This window comes from Streptomyces dangxiongensis (genome assembly GCF_003675325.1).
In the GTDB taxonomy this organism is placed as follows: domain Bacteria; phylum Actinomycetota; class Actinomycetes; order Streptomycetales; family Streptomycetaceae; genus Streptomyces; species Streptomyces dangxiongensis.
Window position 1 is genome coordinate 4959661 of the sequence record NZ_CP033073.1, and the last position, 14348, is coordinate 4974008.

The window sequence follows — 14348 nt, forward strand, 5'->3', positions numbered from 1 at the left end:
CTCAGCGAGCCGGTGCCGGAGCCCCTTCTCCCGCTCCGGCGGGGGAGACGTCCGGTCCGGCCGCGAGGTCGGGCGATGACTCGCGCTGCCGTGGAATTCGCTCACCCGCGGAAGTCTGGCATCCGGCACTGACAATCGGGGAACCGGTGGCGCCCGCGACCGCCGGGGCGGGCCGGGACAGGCGGGACCGGACCAGGTCCGCGGCCCGCGTCACGCGCGGCGCCAGCAGGAGGCCCGCGCCCATCACGGCGACGCCCGCGACCGCGTCCAGGAGGTAGTGGTTGGCGGTGCCCATGACCACGAGCGCGGTCAGCAGCGGGTAGGCGACGCCCAGGACCTTCGTCAGGCGCGAGCCGCCGTGCCGCCACAGCATCACCCCGCACCACAGCGCCCAGCCCACGTGCAGGCTCGGCATCGCCGCGTACTGGTTGGTCATGCCGCCCATGCCGCGCGGCGCGCTGGCCTGGTCGCCCCACCAGCCGTAGGCGCTGTACTGCGCCATCGTGTCCACGAAGCCGTGGCCGGCCAAGAGCAGGCGGGGCGGGCAGGTCGGCAGCAGCGTGAAGCCGATCAGCCCCATGAACGTGGACGTCATCAGCCAGGTGCGGGCCGCCCGGTAGTGCCGGGCACGCGCGCGGAACATCCAGATCAGGACGGCGGGCGTGACCAGGTAGTGCAGCGAGGCGTACCAGAAGTCGGCCGGCACGCCGAGCCAGGTCTCCCGCGTGAACAGCCGGTTCAGCGGGTGTTCCGCGTTGAGGTGCAGGGCCTTCTCGATGCGCAGGATCGCCAGGCCGTGGTCGACGGCGCCGGTGACGTCACCGCGCGCGAGGAGCCGGCCGCCCGAGTAGCAGCCGTACACGAGCAGGAGCAGCGGCAGTTCGGTCCACCACCGCAACCGGGATCGCGGGGCCGCCTCGGTGCCCGGTGTCTCGGTCTGCGGCATCCGCTCGCCCTCCCCCTTCTGCTGTACGGCGCGCCCCGGCGGGCGACCGTGCCACCTTACGGTGTCCGAACGCCGCCCATGAGGGCGCTCCCGGCTTGCGCACCGGTGGTCGTCCAGCCCTCGAAGACGCCGAGACCGCCCGCCGGGTTGCGCCGGAGCGCGGTGCGCGATGATGGAGGGACCGCATGCACACGTTTTTCCGTGGCGTCCGTGTCGGCGTCACCGTCCCGGAAGGTCCCCCATGGCACCGCGCATCCTGCTGGCCCGGCACGGACAGACGGCCTGGTCGCTGTCCGGCAAGCACACCGGCAGGACCGACGTGCCGTTGCTGGAGGAGGGCCGGCGCGGGGCCAAGCTGCTCGGCGAGCGGCTGCACCACGCCCCGCTGGACGGGCTGGCGGACGCGGAGGTGCGCACCAGCCCGCTGTCCCGCGCGCGCGAGACGTGCGAACTGGCCGGCTTCGGCGATCGGGCCACGGCGTGGGACACGCTCATGGAGTGGGACTACGGCGCGTACGAGGGCATGACCCCCGCCGAGATCCAGGCCGCCCGGCCCGGGTGGCTGATCTGGCGGGACGGGGTCCCGGAGGGCGAGTCCCTGGCCGAGGTGACCGCGCGCGCGGACGAGGTGGTGTCCTGGGCGCGTTCGGCCGACCGGGACGTGCTGGTCTTCGCCCACGGGCACATCCTGCGGTCGATCGGGGCGCGCTGGCTGGGCCTGCCCCTGGACTTCGCCGCCCGGATACGACTGAACCCGACGTCACTGTCCGTACTGGGCTGGGCCTACGGCGAACCGGCGATCGAAATCTGGAACGACGTGGGCCACCTGGCAGGCTGACGCCCACCGCCGGGCGGCGCCGGAGCGGAGCAGGGTGACGGACGCCTCGAAGAGGGGCGCGCCCGCCGGGGTGCCGCACGGTGACATCGCCCTCGCCTCGGCGGTCCGCGCACGCCGGGCGGTCGGCGGAGCTGTTCCGGCGGCCCGCCGGCGGCAACGTGCGCCTCGGCGGTGCGTACGCCCGCCCCGGACCCGCCGCCCCGGGCCGGCGGCGCCCCGGCTCACCGGTCCCCCGACCGCGTCCTACGCCCGGCCGGAGCGCGGCAGCGACGCGTGGCGGTTCAGGAAGTCCGGGACGCCCGGCGCGCGTCGGTGCGGGAGCAGGGCCCTGGCCGTGGCCGCCAGCATCGTCCGGATGCGGGAGGACTGGACCTGGTCCAGCAGGCCCAGTACCCGCAGCCCCGCCTCGGCGGCCTCGTCGGGACGGCCCTCGTGGGCGAGGTCGCCGGCCAGTTCCGCGGTGTAGAGCGCGATGTTGCGGGTGAAGTGCGGGTCCTGGAGCCGCGCCGCGTGCCGCGCGTGCCGGGACGCCCGCCGCCAGTCGCCCAGTGTGGACCAGCACTGCGCTTCCAGCCCCTCCAGTTCGGCCTCTCCGTAGAAGCTCATCCACTCGGGGTCGGCGTCCGAGCGGCCCCGTGCGAAGAGGGCCTGCGCGCGGGCCAGCGCCTGCTCGCAGCCGGTGCGGTCGGCGAGCCCCGCCCAGCCGCCCGCCTCGCGCAGCGCGAGGAGGGACATCAGGCGGTCGGAGCCCAGGGCCCGGCCGGCGCGCTGGGCGGCCTGCGCGGCCCGCACCGCCTCCCGGGGGCGGCCGGCGTCCCGTGCCAGGAACGCGGTGTTGCAGAAGGCGTGCGCCTCCAGCCCCGGGTCGCCGGTCATGCGGGCCGTGGCCAGCGCCTCGGCGTAGTGCGAGCGTGCGTCGTCGAAACGGCTGGAGTCGTGGGCCAGCCAGCCCACGGAGATGGCGAGTTCCCCGGCGCCCGCGTGCAGCCGGTCGGCGGTGGCCTGCCGGGTCGCGCCGGCGTCCAGCAGCGCGTACGCCGCGCGCAGCGGAGCCGCCGCGCGCCGGTAGAGGCCGTCCGCGCCGTGCCGGTCGTCGAGCAGCCGGATGCGGCGGACGGCCTCCTCCAGGGCGGCCGCCTCGGGGGCGCCGACGCGCCGGAGCGGCCGCCCGGCCGCCGCGGCACCGGTGGTGATCCCCAGCGGGGCCAGTGTGGCGGCGGCCACCGTGGCGCCTGTGCCGGTCATGAACGCGCGACGCAGCACGTCGCTCTCCTCGTGGTTCCAGGGGCCGTTCTCGTACGGTCCGTACCGGACGTCCGAGGGATCCGGGCCGGCCGGGTCGTGCGGGTCCTGTGTGTCATACGGTCCGAAGGCCCTGCGCGTCTCATCCGGCACCGCACCCGAGGCGCGCGCCTCCACGGCCGTACGCGCCGCGCGTCCGCGGACGGCCGAACGGGGCGCGAAGCCGAGGTCGGTGAGGGTGCGACCGGGGAACATGTGCAGGAGCACCCGTTCGTACGCGTAGTTGGGGCAGCGGATCTCACCCGCCTCGACCCGGCCGACGTAGCGCGCGTCACAGCTCACGCGCTCACCGATCTCCCGCGCCGCCCGCCGTACCAGCGCCGCGAACTCGGCCGGTGAGCGCCGGCCGCGCAGCCGCCGGAAGGCGAGGTTGGGCCGGGGCGGCCGGCCGGACTGTGACGAGGTCACCGTGGACGACGCCATGGCCGGGTCCTCTCGTGCGAACCGTGGAACCGTCGAACCGTGCCGGACCCGGGGGCGGTCTCGGGACGAGGTGTCCGTGTGACGCGCTGGTTCCGGCGGGCCTGAACGTACCCGCTGTGCGGGACCCGCCGCACAGCGTTTGGCTACAAAACGGTCATCTCACGCACGATCTGCCATGAAGTGCCATCCTTTGCGGCGCACTTGTGCCGTTGCCGTTGACGTGCTCGGGCGTTGGACTTCATGGACCGCGAGTGGGCTGTGTGGTGGAGGCCGGCATGGAGACCAGCCAGAGCAAGGATCCTTGGACGTCGCCGTCGCCGTCGCCGTCGCCGTCGCCGTCGTCCACGGCCGCGGGAGGCGATCCGGGGTGCGACCTCGTGACGGTACCGGCCCGGCAGGGCCTGGAGGCGGTCGACATCCTGCGTCGTGGCGCCGGCGACGCGGTGGGGCCCGTCCTGCACGACGACGGCTGCGGCACCCTCGGCTTCGTGGTGCCGGCCGGTACGGCGGCCGGCTGGGACCTGCCGGGCAGCACCTGCACCGAGACGGACGGGCGCGGGCTGCGCCTGGCGCCCGAGCCCCCCGTGGCGGGCTCCGACTGGCTGCTGCCGCCCGGTGAGGCCGACCTCGCCACCGACCCGGCGGTGCTGCGCCGGGCCCTCGGGGAGGCGGCCCGGCTGATCGAGGCGGCCGACAGCCGCCGGTGACGCGCGGGCCCGCGGTAGCTGCGAAAATGGGCGGATGGGCAGGTCGAGGAACACACGGCGCAGGTCGGCCCCCGCCGCGGCCGTGGAGGAAGCGGTCGACGGCGGGCTCGCGCGGCTCGTACCCGACCCGGACCGCGCCCGCGCCTGGACGCTGCTGATCGACGGGGCGCCCCAGTCGCACGTCGACCTGGACGATCCCGCGTACCTGTCCTTCGAGTACCAGCGCCGCATCGGCCATGTCATCGACCTCGCCGCCCCGCCCGGCAGACCCGTGCACGCCGTGCACCTCGGCGGCGGCGCGTTCACCCTCGCCCGGTACGTCGCCGCGACCCGGCCCCGCTCCGCCCAGCAGGTCGTCGAACGGGACGCGGGCCTGGTCCAGTTGGTCCGGCGCGAACTGCCCCTGGACCCCCAGGCCCGCGTCCGGGTGCGTACGACGGACGCCCGCGCGGGGCTCGCCAAGGTGCCGGACGGCTGGGCCGACCTGGTCCTCGCCGACGTCTTCAGCGGCGCCCGCACCCCCGCCCACCTGACCTCCACCGAGTTCCTGGACGAGGTCCGCCGCGCGCTGAAGCCCTCCGGCGTCTACGCGGCCAACCTGGCCGACGGCCCGCCCCTCGCGCACCTGCGCGGCCAGATCGCCACCGCGGCAGCCCGGTTCGCTGAACTCGCGCTCGTCGCCGACCCGGCCGTCCTGCGCGGCAAGCGCTTCGGCAACGCCGTCCTGGTCGCCTCCGACCTGCCGCTGCCGCTCGCCGAACTCACCCGGCGCGCCGCCTCCGACCCGCACACCGGCCGGGTCGAACACGGCCGGGCGCTCACCGACTTCACCGGTGGCGCGGGACCCGTGACGGACGCGGTCGCGGTGGCCTCCCCGGCCCCGCCGCCCTCGGTGTTCCAGTAGGGCTCCGCGCCCGCCCCCGGCCGGGAACCGGGCCGGCCGGTCAGTAGGTTCCGATCTCGACCCGCGGCGGGCCGTCGTGCCAGGTGCAGAACACCGACACCCGGTCCGCGCCCCGGGCGAACTCCACCCGGATCCACGCCGTCGTCTTCCACACCTGCATCGACCAGCCGGTCCCCGGGGTCGCCGAGACGAGGGTCGCGCCGGAGGTGCCCAGGTCGAAGACCGCCCGACCGCCGTCGGTGTCGTAGGCCCTGACCCGGCCGGGGGCGACGGTGGAGGAGGCGGCGGGGGCCGTCGTCCGCGAGGGCGTGGCCGCCGGCGGCCCCGGCGAAGGGCTCGCGGACGACGGGCTCCCGGACGGCGACGGCAGGACGGCCGGCGAGGCCGGCGGCTTCGTGGCCGGTGGCCGCGGACGCCGGGTGGCCGCGTCGGCCGCCGTGACCGGCAGGGCACGCGGCGGCTCGTACGCCGTCCCCGCCATCACCGTGTGCACGCCCCACCACGACAGCGTGACCGCCGCTCCCGTCGCGAGCAGCCACGCCAATACATGTACGAGTCCTCTGCGCATCGCGGGCCATACTGCCCCAGGGGGACGGCCGTACGCACCTGTCCCGGGTTGTCCACAGGCCCCCGCCCGGCCCGCCCGCATGGCGTACGGTGCGGCGCATGGCAAGTGTTCTCGTGGTCGAGGACGACCAGTTCGTACGCTCGGCGCTCATCCGGCATCTGACCGACGCGGCACACACCGTGCGCAGCGTCGGCACCGCACTGGAGGCGCTGCGCGAGGTCGCCCAGCTCCGCTTCGACGTGGTCGTCCTGGACCTCGGACTGCCCGACCTGGACGGCTCCGAGGCTCTGAAGATGCTGCGCGGCATCACCGACGTGCCCGTCATCATCGCCACCGCCCGGGACGACGAGACGGAGATCGTCCGGCTGCTCAACGCCGGGGCGGACGACTACCTCGTCAAGCCGTTCTCCGTCGAGCACCTCTCCGCCCGCATGGCCGCCGTGCTGCGCCGCGCCCGCTCGGCCGGCGCGGAACCCCAGCCCCCCTGTGTGCTCCGCGTCGGCGGACTCACCGTCGACGCGCTGCGCCGCCAGGCGGAGCTGGACGGCGTCCGGCTCGACCTGACCCGGCGCGAGTTCGACCTGCTCGCCTTCCTGGCCGGCCGGCCCGGTGTCGTCGTCCCCCGCCGGGAACTGCTCGCCGAGGTCTGGCAGCAGTCCTACGGCGACGACCAGACCATCGACGTCCATCTGTCCTGGCTGCGCCGCAAGCTGGGGGAGACGGCGGCCCGGCCGCGCTATCTGCACACCCTGCGAGGCGTCGGCGTGAAGCTCGAACCCCCGGCGGACGGAGAGGTGCCGCGATGAGATGGGCTCTGGTCAAGGTCTGCCTGGCGGTCACCACGATGGTCGTGGTCGCGTTCGCCGTCCCGCTCGGCCTGGTCGTCAAGGAGATGGCCCGCGACCGCGCCTTCGCAGGCGCCGAACGGGAGGCCGCCGCGGTCGCGCCCGCGCTGTCCATCACCACCGACCGGGACGAGCTGGAGCGGGTGGTGGCCTCGGCCGGCGCCGACTCCGGGATGGCCGTGCACCTGCCCGCCGACGGCGGCCGGCCCGCGCTCGACCTCGGCCGGCAGCGCGCCGCCGGCCGCGACATCCAGGCCGTGCGCAGACTCGGCCGCGCCTCCACCGGCTCCGTACCCGGCGGCTCCGCCCTGCTCCAGCCGGTCGCGCTCGGCTCCGGCGCGATCGCCGTGGTCGAGGTGTACGTCCCCGAGGCCGAGGTGACCAACGGCGTCGGCACGGCCTGGGCGGTGCTCGCGGCCGTCGGCCTCGCGCTGATCGTCGGCTCGGTCGCGGTCGCCGACCGGCTCGGAGTGCGCATGGTGCGGCCCGCGCGGCGCCTGGTCGAGGGCGCGCACGAGCTGGGCGAGGGCAAGCTGGGCGCCCGGGTGCCGGAGGACGGCCCGACCGAACTGCGTTTCGCCGCCGTCGCGTTCAACGCCATGGCCGACCAGGTGGTCCAGCTCCTCGCCAACGAGCGTGAGCTGGCGGCCGACCTCTCGCACCGGCTGCGCACCCCGCTCACCGTCCTCCGGCTCAACGCGGCCTCCCTCGGTGCCGGGCCGGCCGCCGAGCAGACCCGGGCAGCCGTCGCCCAGCTCGAACGCGAGGTCGACACCATCATCCGCACGGCCCGGGAGGCCAAGCCGCAGACGGCCGCCGCCGGACCCGGCGCCGGGTGCGACGTGGCCGCGGTGGTGCGTGAGCGCATGGAGTTCTGGTCCGCGCTGGCCGAGGACGAGGGCCGCAAGTGGCGGGTGGCCGGCGCCGACCGGCCGGTGCGCGTGCCCGCGGCCCGCGCCGACCTGGCCGCCGCGCTCGACGCCCTGCTCGGCAACGTCTTCCGGCACACCCCCGAGGGCACCGCCTTCGCGGTCGACGTGCACAACGGCGACGACGCGGTGCTCGTGCTGGTCTCCGACGCGGGCCCGGGGATACCCGACCCGGAGGCGGCGATGGCCCGCGGCCGGGGTTCCGGGAACGCCGGATCGACCGGCCTCGGCCTGGACATCGTGCGCCGGCTGGCCGAGTCCACCGGCGGCGACGTCCGCATCGGCGGCTCGGTCCTGGGCGGCACCGAGGTGCGGATCTGGTTCCGGCTGGACGGACGGGGGCCGGTGGGCCGGGGGCACCGGGGAGCGGTGCGCCGGCGCCGGCCGCGCCGGCTGGTCCCGACCATTAACCGATCCCGATCGCTCCCTTAAGCGCGCCATAAGCCCGGCAACCACCGCCCCGAACAAGCCATTTGTCCGAATCGGGCCCGCTAGCGTCTGCCGCATCCACAGGTCGGGACAGTCCTGTGGACCCCCGTGAACAGCGAAGGCAGGCACGCGCATGAGCACGCACCGGCGCAGGATCAGCGGCAGGAACAAGGCGATAGGCGGACTGGTGGCCGCCGCGGTGATCGGCGGGGGTGCGGTCCTGCTCACCGGCACCGCCAACGCGGCCGGCGCGAACGCCGCCTACACCCGGACCAGCGACTGGTCCACCGGGTACTCCGCCCAGTACGTCGTCACCAACAACTCCGGCCAGGCCGAGAAGACCTGGACGCTGGAGTTCGACCTCCCGGCGGGCGCCAGGCTCGCCTCCCTGTGGAACGGCCGCTCCAGCGTCGCCGGCCAGCACGTCACCGTGAAGCCGGCCACATGGGACACCGACGGCCTGGCCCCCGGCAAGTCGGTGACCGTCGGCTTCGTGGTCGACGGCAGCGGCGACCCGACGGGCTGCCGGATCGACGACGCCCGGTGTTCCGCGGACGACGGCGCCACTCCCGAACCGAGCGGCCGGCCCACGCAGACCACCCCGGCCCCCACCCCGGCCCCCACCAGGTCGACCCCCACGCCCACCCCCACCCCCACCGGCAGCACCGGGACCGGCACCGCCTCCGCCGCCGGCTTCGCCCCCTACGTCGACACCTCCCTCTACCCCGCCTTCGACCTCCTCGGCGCGGCCGAAGCGACCGGCGTGAAGAACTACAACCTCGCCTTCGTCAACGACGGCGGTGGCTGCACCCCCAAGTGGGGCGGCGTGACCGACGTGAACAGCGACGCCGTGGCCGCGCAGATCGGCTCGCTGCGCGCCAAGGGCGGTGACGTCCGCGTCTCCTTCGGCGGCGCCTCCGGCTCCGAGCTGGCCACCACCTGCTCCTCGGCGGACGCGCTGGCGACGGCGTACGGCAAGGTGGTCGACGCGTTCAAACTGACCAAGGTCGACTTCGACGTCGAGGGCGGCGCGCTGCCCAACACCGCGGCCAACACCCGCCGCGCCCGGGCCATCGCCGAGCTCCAGGCCCAGCACCCCGGTCTGGACGTCTCCTTCACCCTCCCGGTGATGCCCGAGGGCCTCACCCAGGACGGCGTGAACCTGCTCGCCGACGCCAAGTCCAACGGTGTGCGGACCAGCACCGTCAACATCATGGCGATGGACTACGGCCCCTCGTACAGCGGCGACATGGGCACCTACGCCGAGCAGGCCGCCACCGCCACGCAGGCCCAGATCAAGAGCGTGCTGGAACTGTCCGACTCCGCCGCCTGGAAGACCGTCGCCGTCACCCCGATGATCGGCGTCAACGACGTCTCCTCGGAGGTCTTCAAGGTCGAGGACGCCACCCAACTGGTGAACTTCGCCAGGTCCAAGGGGATCGGCTGGCTCTCCATGTGGTCCGCGACCCGCGACAAGCAGTGCGCCGGCGGCCCCAAGCCCACCGCCGACGCCACGTGCAGCTCCATCAGCCAGGACACGAACGCGTTCGCCAAGGCGTTCGCCGCGTACAAGTAACACCCGGCCGACCCCCGGCCCCCGGGTGCGGCCCGCCCCCACGACGGGCCGCGCCCGGGACGGTCAGGCCAGGGACTCCACCGACGGCAGCGTCCCGGTCCGTGCCGCCTCCCCGTACCACCGCGCGCTCGACTTCGGGGTGCGCTCCAGCGTCGCGTAGTCCACGTACACCGCGCCGAACCGCTTGCCGTAGCCGTACGACCACTCGAAGTTGTCCATCAGGGACCACAGGAAGTAGCCGCGCACATCGGCGCCGTCGGCGATGGCGTGCCGTACCTCCGCGAGGTGGCCACGGAGGTAGGCGATGCGCTCGGGGTCGTGGACGCGGCCCTCGGGGTCGGGCTTGTCGTCGTAGGCCGCGCCGTTCTCGGTGATGTAGAGCGGGAGCCCGGGGGCCTCGCGCGAGTAGCGCATCAGCAGGTCGTACAGGCCCGTCGGGTCGATCGTCCAGCCCATCTCCGTTCGCTCGCCGGGGGTCTGGTGGAAGAGGATGTCGTCGGCGGCGGGCCAGGGGGAGTGGTCGCTCACCCCGTGGCCGTCCGCCCGCGGCCCCTTGGTGTCCCCGGACACGGCCGAGACCAGGGCCGGGGTGTAGTAGTTCAGGCCGAGGGCGTCCAGCGGCGCGTTGATCGTGCGGACGTCGCCGTCGAGGACGTACGACCAGTCGGTGACCGAGGCGGTCGCGGCGAGCAGCGTCTCCGGGTACGCCCCGTGCAGCATCGGGCCGTGGAACACGCCGTTGGCGAGGTCGTCGATGCGGCGGGCCGCCGCCAGGTCGGCCGGGTCCTGGGTGAGGGGCCGTACCACCGAGGAGTTGAGGCTGATCGCGATCTGGTTGCGGGCCGGCATGGCCGACCGCAGGGCGGAGGCCGCCAGTCCGTGGCCCAGGTTGAGGTGGTGGGCCGCGCGCAGGGAGGCCGCCGGGTCGGTGCGGCCGGGGGCGTGCACCCCGGAGCCGTAGCCGAGGAAGGCGCTGCACCAGGGCTCGTTGAGGGTGATCCACTGTTCCACCCGGTCGCCGAGCGCCTCGCCGACGAGCTGCGCGTACTCGGCGAACCGGAACGCGGTGTCCCGCTCCGGCCAGCCGCCCGCGTCCTCCAGCTCCTGCGGCAGGTCCCAGTGGTAGAGGGTGACCGCGGGCTTGATGCCGGCCGCCAGCAGCTCGTCGACCAGCCGGCGGTAGAAGTCCAGGCCCCGCTGGACCGCCGGCCCGCGCCCCGTCGGCTGCACCCGGGACCACGAGACGGAGAAGCGGTAGGCGTTCAGGCCCAGCTCCGCCATCAGCGCCACGTCGTCGCGGTAGCGGTGGTAGTGGTCGACCGCGACGTCCCCCGTCTCGCCGCCGGCCGTCTTGCCCGGCGTATGGCTGAACGTGTCCCAGATCGAGGGGGTGCGGCCGTCCTCCCGCACCGCCCCCTCGATCTGGTACGCCGAGGTCGCCGCGCCCCAGAGGAAGGCGGGCGGGAAGGTCACGGACGACGGAACGGAGTCAGACATGGAAGCGCTCCCATATACGGTCGGAAGGGGCGGCGGATGAGGGGCAAGGAGGGGCCGGGACGGCGGTGGCCCGGCCCCCGTGAAGTCGTGCGGGCACGGTCGTGCGGGCCGGTCAGCCCTTGATCGCGCCCTGCATGATCCCGCCCACGATCTGCTTGCCGAACAGCAGGAAGGCGATCAGCAGCGGCAGGGTGCCCAGCAGCGCGCCCGCCATGATCACCGCCTGGTCGGGGACGTAACCGGTGCCGAGCGAGTTCAGGGCGACCTGCACGGTCGGGTTCTGCTGGGTCAGGGCGATGATCGGCCACAGGAAGTCGTTCCAGGCGAACACGAACGTCAGCAGGCCGAGCACCGCCATCGCCGGCCGCGCGGCCGGGAAGACGACGTGCCAGACGATCCGCAGACTGCTCGCCCCGTCCACCCGGGCCGCCTCGATCAGCTCGGTGGGCAGCGCCTGCACCAGGTACTGCCGCATGAAGAACGTGCCGAACGCGGTCACGAGGCTCGGCAGGATCACCGTCTGGAGCTGGTTGGACCAGCCCAGATTCGACATCCACAGATACAGTGGTACGACGGCCAGTTGCGGCGGGATCATCATCGTGCCGACGGTCAGCAGCAACAGCACGCCGGAGAACCGGAACCGCAGCTTGGCGAAGGCGAACCCGGCCAGCGTGGAGAACAGCACCGTGCTCACCGTGATCGTGCCCGCCACGATCACCGAGTTGAGCATCGCGGTGCCGAGCCCGGCCTGGTCCCAGGCCGCCTCCAGGTTGCGGAACAGGTTGCCGCCGAACCACAGCGGCGGCGGGGTCTGGGCCAGCCGCCGGTCGGTACGGGAGGCCGCGATCGCCGTCCACACCAGCGGGGCCAGCGAGACCAGCGCGAACACGGCCAGCACGAGGTACGTCACCGGGCCCGCGTGCAACTGCTTGCCGGCGCCCATGCGACCGCGCTGCCGCGGCGCCTTTCCTTCCCGGCGCCCGGCCCGGGAGATGCTCAGTTGGCTCATTGGGACTTCCTCAGCCGTCGGGTGAGCAGCAGGTTGACCGCGGCGATGATCAGCAGGAGCAGGAACATCGACCAGGCGATCGCGGACGCCTTCCCGAGGTTGCCGATGATCCAGCCCTGGTCGTACATGTACAGACCGAGCGTCTGGTACTGGTGCTCGGAGCCGCCCTTGGAGCCGCTGACCCCGCCGAACAGCAGCGGCTCACCGAAGAGCTGGGTCGCGCCGATGGTGGAGACGACGACCGTGAACAGGATCGTCGGCCGGAGCTGCGGGACCGTCACGTGCCGGAACTGCTGCCAGCGGTTCGCACCGTCGATCGCCGCCGACTCGTACAGGTCGGCCGGGATGGCCTGCATCGCGGCCAGATAGATCAGCGCGTTGTAGCCGGTCCACCGCCAGATCACGATCGAGGACACCGCGAACTGCGAACCCCAGTCCGACTCACGCCAGTTGACCGGCTCCACACCGAAGAAGTGCAGCACCCAGTTGACCATGCCGCCGTCCCACGAGTACAGCAGCGTGAACACCAGGGTCGCCGCGGCCACGGAGGTCGCGTACGGGGTCAGCATCACCACGCGCCACATGGTGGAGCCGCGCAGTTTGTAGTTCAGCAGGTGCGCGAGCCCGAGCGCGGCCAGCAGTTGCGGCACGGTCGAGATCAGGCCGATGCTGAACGTGTTCTTCAGGGCGTTCCAGAAGAAGTCCGAGGACAACAGGTTCCGGTAGTTGTCCAGGCCCGCCCAGGTCTGGTGGTCCAGCGAGGACAACTGCACGTTGTGCAGCGAGTACCAGGCCGTGTAGAGCAGCGGTATCAGGGAGAAGGCCCCGAAGAGCACGAAGAAGGGGGCGACGAAGGCGTACGGCGCCGCCTTCGTGTCCCAGCGGTAGAACCGGCCGCGCCAGGAGTCGGCGTCCGCCGGCGCGCCGCGACCGCGAGCGCCCCCGGCCGCGCCCGGCGGGGTGCCGGGCGCGGCCTCGGCGCTCGACGCGGGATGCGCGAGAGCCTGCTTGGGACTGCTCACTGGCCGAGCACGTCCTTGATCTCGTTCTTCGCGGCGTTCCAGCCCTGCTCGGGCGACTTGCCCTTCTGCTCGACCTGGAGGATGCCCACGTCGGTCAGCGCGCTGTTGATGGGCTGGTCCTTGATGCCGAAGTACTGCGTCGGGATCGTCTTCGCCGAGTCGGAGAAGATCTGCGTGATCGGCGCGTTCGAGAAGTACGCCGTCGTGTCCGCGGCCGGCTTCAGGCCCGCGTAGGCCGACGGGGTGGACGGGAAGCTGGCCTGCTTGGCGAAGACCTTCGCCTGCTGCTCCGGCGCGGTCAGCCACTTCGCCAGGGCGATGGCCTCCTTCTGGTGCTTGCCCGCCGTCGGCACGCCGACGAAGGAGCCGCCCCAGTTGGCCGCGGTGGGCGCCGCCGCCACGTCCCAGTTGCCCTTGCCGGCGTCACCGGACTTCTGCTCGATGTAGCCCATCATCCAGGCCGGGCAGGCCACGCTCGCGAAGGAGCCGTTGGCGAAGCCCTGGTCCCACGGCTTGTCGAACTGCTTCAGCTTCGCCGACATGTCGCTGGTGGCGACCGTCATCGCGGCGTTCCAGGCCTTCTGCACGCCCTGCGACTTGTCCCAGACGACGTTGCCGTCCTTGTCGTAGTACCGGGTGGCACCGCCGCCGAGGGCCGCGTTGTAGACGGAGGACGCGGAGTCCACGAACTTGGTGCCGCTGGGCGCCTTCTTCATGTACTTCTTGCCCAGGTCGACGTACTTGGCCCAGTCGCCCTTCCACTGGGCGGCCAGCTTGTCGCGGTCCGTCTCCAGCCCGGCCTTCTTGAACAGGTCCTTGCGGTAGCAGATCGCCATCGGCCCGATGTCGGTGCCGAGCCCGATGGTCCTGCCGTCCTTCGTGGTGGCCTGAGCGAGCTTCCAGTCCAGCCACTGGGACTTGTCGACCTCCTTGCCGAGGTCGACGAACTTGTTCGCCTGGGTCTGCACGGCCTCGGTGATGTTGCCGACCTCGATGGCCTGGATGTCGTCGGTGCCGGAACCCGCCTGGAGACGGGTGAGCACCTTCGGCCAGTACACGTCGGTACGGGTGGTGACGTTTTCCTTGATGCTGATGTCCGGATGCAGCTTCGTGTACTCGTCGTAGAGGCCGGCCTGCTTGTAGCCGAAGACGCCGAAGGTCCCGATGGTCAGCGTGATCTCGCCCTTGCCACTGCCGTCGCCACCCGAGTTGTCCGACGAGCCGTCGTCCGAGTCGTTGGCGCAGCCGGCCAGCAGCCCCGTGGTCAGCGCGGCCACGGCCGCGAGGGCCATCAGCCGATGTGACCGGCGGATGCTCGTGCGCATTGCGTCCTCCTGTTGCCTGACGTGCCGA

The 14348-nt window shown here is 73.2% G+C and carries 13 protein-coding genes; 6 read left to right on the forward strand and 7 right to left on the reverse strand.

Going from position 1 to position 14348, the window contains the following annotated elements; genetic code table 11:
- Position 1 precedes the first annotated feature (1 nt).
- On the reverse strand, positions 2-946 hold the full coding sequence (locus D9753_RS22315; RefSeq protein ID WP_121788595.1) for a phosphatase PAP2 family protein: 945 nt from the start codon (positions 944-946) through the stop codon (positions 2-4).
- Between the two features lie 241 nt (positions 947-1187).
- On the opposite strand from D9753_RS22315, the gene D9753_RS22320 reads away from it, so the two are divergent.
- Positions 1188-1784 (forward strand): histidine phosphatase family protein, encoded by a 597-nt coding sequence (locus D9753_RS22320; RefSeq protein ID WP_121788596.1) that lies wholly within the window; start codon positions 1188-1190, stop codon positions 1782-1784.
- Positions 1785-2027: 243 nt separating this feature from the next.
- Here the strand turns inward: D9753_RS22320 and D9753_RS22325 are convergent, their stop codons facing one another.
- Positions 2028-3509, reverse strand: a complete 1482-nt coding sequence (locus D9753_RS22325) for a hypothetical protein (RefSeq protein WP_205614230.1) — start codon at positions 3507-3509, stop codon at positions 2028-2030.
- Positions 3510-3784: 275 nt separating this feature from the next.
- Here D9753_RS22325 and D9753_RS22330 point away from each other — a divergent pair, with 275 nt between their 5' ends.
- Together D9753_RS22330 and D9753_RS22335 are read left to right on the forward strand one after the other, a co-directional pair.
- On the forward strand, positions 3785-4216 hold the full coding sequence (locus D9753_RS22330; RefSeq protein ID WP_121791228.1) for a hypothetical protein: 432 nt from the start codon (positions 3785-3787) through the stop codon (positions 4214-4216).
- 34 nt (positions 4217-4250) lie between these two features.
- On the forward strand, positions 4251-5120 hold the full coding sequence (locus tag D9753_RS22335) for a spermidine synthase (RefSeq protein ID WP_121788597.1): 870 nt from the start codon (positions 4251-4253) through the stop codon (positions 5118-5120).
- 40 nt (positions 5121-5160) lie between these two features.
- Here the strand turns inward: D9753_RS22335 and D9753_RS22340 are convergent, their stop codons facing one another.
- Positions 5161-5688, reverse strand: a complete 528-nt coding sequence (locus tag D9753_RS22340) for a hypothetical protein (RefSeq protein WP_121788598.1) — start codon at positions 5686-5688, stop codon at positions 5161-5163.
- A gap of 98 nt (positions 5689-5786) precedes the next feature.
- Between D9753_RS22340 and D9753_RS22345 the strand changes: the two genes are divergently transcribed.
- From D9753_RS22345 to D9753_RS22355, 3 genes are all read left to right on the forward strand, one after another.
- On the forward strand, positions 5787-6494 hold the full coding sequence (locus tag D9753_RS22345; RefSeq protein ID WP_121788599.1) for a response regulator transcription factor: 708 nt from the start codon (positions 5787-5789) through the stop codon (positions 6492-6494).
- Positions 6491-7894 carry a sensor histidine kinase gene (locus D9753_RS22350; protein ID WP_121788600.1) on the forward strand — a complete coding sequence of 468 codons (1404 nt, stop codon included), beginning with the start codon at positions 6491-6493 and terminating at the stop codon, positions 7892-7894. Before D9753_RS22345 ends, D9753_RS22350 begins: the two co-directional genes overlap by 4 nt.
- Positions 7895-8024: 130 nt before the next feature.
- Positions 8025-9467 carry a glycoside hydrolase family 18 protein gene (locus D9753_RS22355; protein WP_121788601.1) on the forward strand — a complete coding sequence of 481 codons (1443 nt, stop codon included), beginning with the start codon at positions 8025-8027 and terminating at the stop codon, positions 9465-9467.
- A 63-nt stretch (positions 9468-9530) separates the two neighbouring features.
- Here D9753_RS22355 and D9753_RS22360 read toward each other — a convergent pair whose 3' ends face one another.
- The 4 genes from D9753_RS22360 to D9753_RS22375 form a co-directional block, all read right to left on the reverse strand.
- The gene (locus D9753_RS22360; RefSeq protein ID WP_121788602.1) at positions 9531-10964 is read right to left on the reverse strand and encodes a GH1 family beta-glucosidase; all 1434 of its coding nucleotides are present in this window, start codon (positions 10962-10964) and stop codon (positions 9531-9533) included.
- Positions 10965-11076: 112 nt separating this feature from the next.
- Positions 11077-11973, reverse strand: a complete 897-nt coding sequence (locus D9753_RS22365; RefSeq protein WP_394346738.1) for a carbohydrate ABC transporter permease — start codon at positions 11971-11973, stop codon at positions 11077-11079.
- Positions 11970-12995, reverse strand: a complete 1026-nt coding sequence (locus D9753_RS22370) for a carbohydrate ABC transporter permease (protein ID WP_121788604.1) — start codon at positions 12993-12995, stop codon at positions 11970-11972. The genes D9753_RS22365 and D9753_RS22370 overlap by 4 nt, the downstream gene beginning before the upstream one ends.
- Positions 12992-14320 (reverse strand): ABC transporter substrate-binding protein, encoded by a 1329-nt coding sequence (locus D9753_RS22375; protein WP_121788605.1) that lies wholly within the window; start codon positions 14318-14320, stop codon positions 12992-12994. The genes D9753_RS22370 and D9753_RS22375 overlap by 4 nt, the downstream gene beginning before the upstream one ends.
- Positions 14321-14348: the final 28 nt, after the last annotated feature.

What these genes read in the sequence shown, in the direction of transcription:
- D9753_RS22315 (WP_121788595.1), bottom strand. Translation starts at nt 946, where the DNA reads ATGCCGCAGACCGAGACACCGGGCACCGAGGCGGCCCCGCGATCCCGG.
- D9753_RS22320 (WP_121788596.1), top strand. Translation starts at nt 1,188, where the DNA reads ATGGCACCGCGCATCCTGCTGGCCCGGCACGGACAGACGGCCTGGTCG.
- D9753_RS22325 (WP_205614230.1), bottom strand. Translation starts at nt 3,509, where the DNA reads ATGGCGTCGTCCACGGTGACCTCGTCACAGTCCGGCCGGCCGCCCCGG.
- D9753_RS22330 (WP_121791228.1), top strand. Translation starts at nt 3,785, where the DNA reads ATGGAGACCAGCCAGAGCAAGGATCCTTGGACGTCGCCGTCGCCGTCG.
- D9753_RS22335 (WP_121788597.1), top strand. Translation starts at nt 4,251, where the DNA reads ATGGGCAGGTCGAGGAACACACGGCGCAGGTCGGCCCCCGCCGCGGCC.
- D9753_RS22340 (WP_121788598.1), bottom strand. Translation starts at nt 5,688, where the DNA reads ATGCGCAGAGGACTCGTACATGTATTGGCGTGGCTGCTCGCGACGGGA.
- D9753_RS22345 (WP_121788599.1), top strand. Translation starts at nt 5,787, where the DNA reads ATGGCAAGTGTTCTCGTGGTCGAGGACGACCAGTTCGTACGCTCGGCG.
- D9753_RS22350 (WP_121788600.1), top strand. Translation starts at nt 6,491, where the DNA reads ATGAGATGGGCTCTGGTCAAGGTCTGCCTGGCGGTCACCACGATGGTC.
- D9753_RS22355 (WP_121788601.1), top strand. Translation starts at nt 8,025, where the DNA reads ATGAGCACGCACCGGCGCAGGATCAGCGGCAGGAACAAGGCGATAGGC.
- D9753_RS22360 (WP_121788602.1), bottom strand. Translation starts at nt 10,964, where the DNA reads ATGTCTGACTCCGTTCCGTCGTCCGTGACCTTCCCGCCCGCCTTCCTC.
- D9753_RS22365 (WP_394346738.1), bottom strand. Translation starts at nt 11,973, where the DNA reads ATGAGCCAACTGAGCATCTCCCGGGCCGGGCGCCGGGAAGGAAAGGCG.
- D9753_RS22375 (WP_121788605.1), bottom strand. Translation starts at nt 14,320, where the DNA reads ATGCGCACGAGCATCCGCCGGTCACATCGGCTGATGGCCCTCGCGGCC.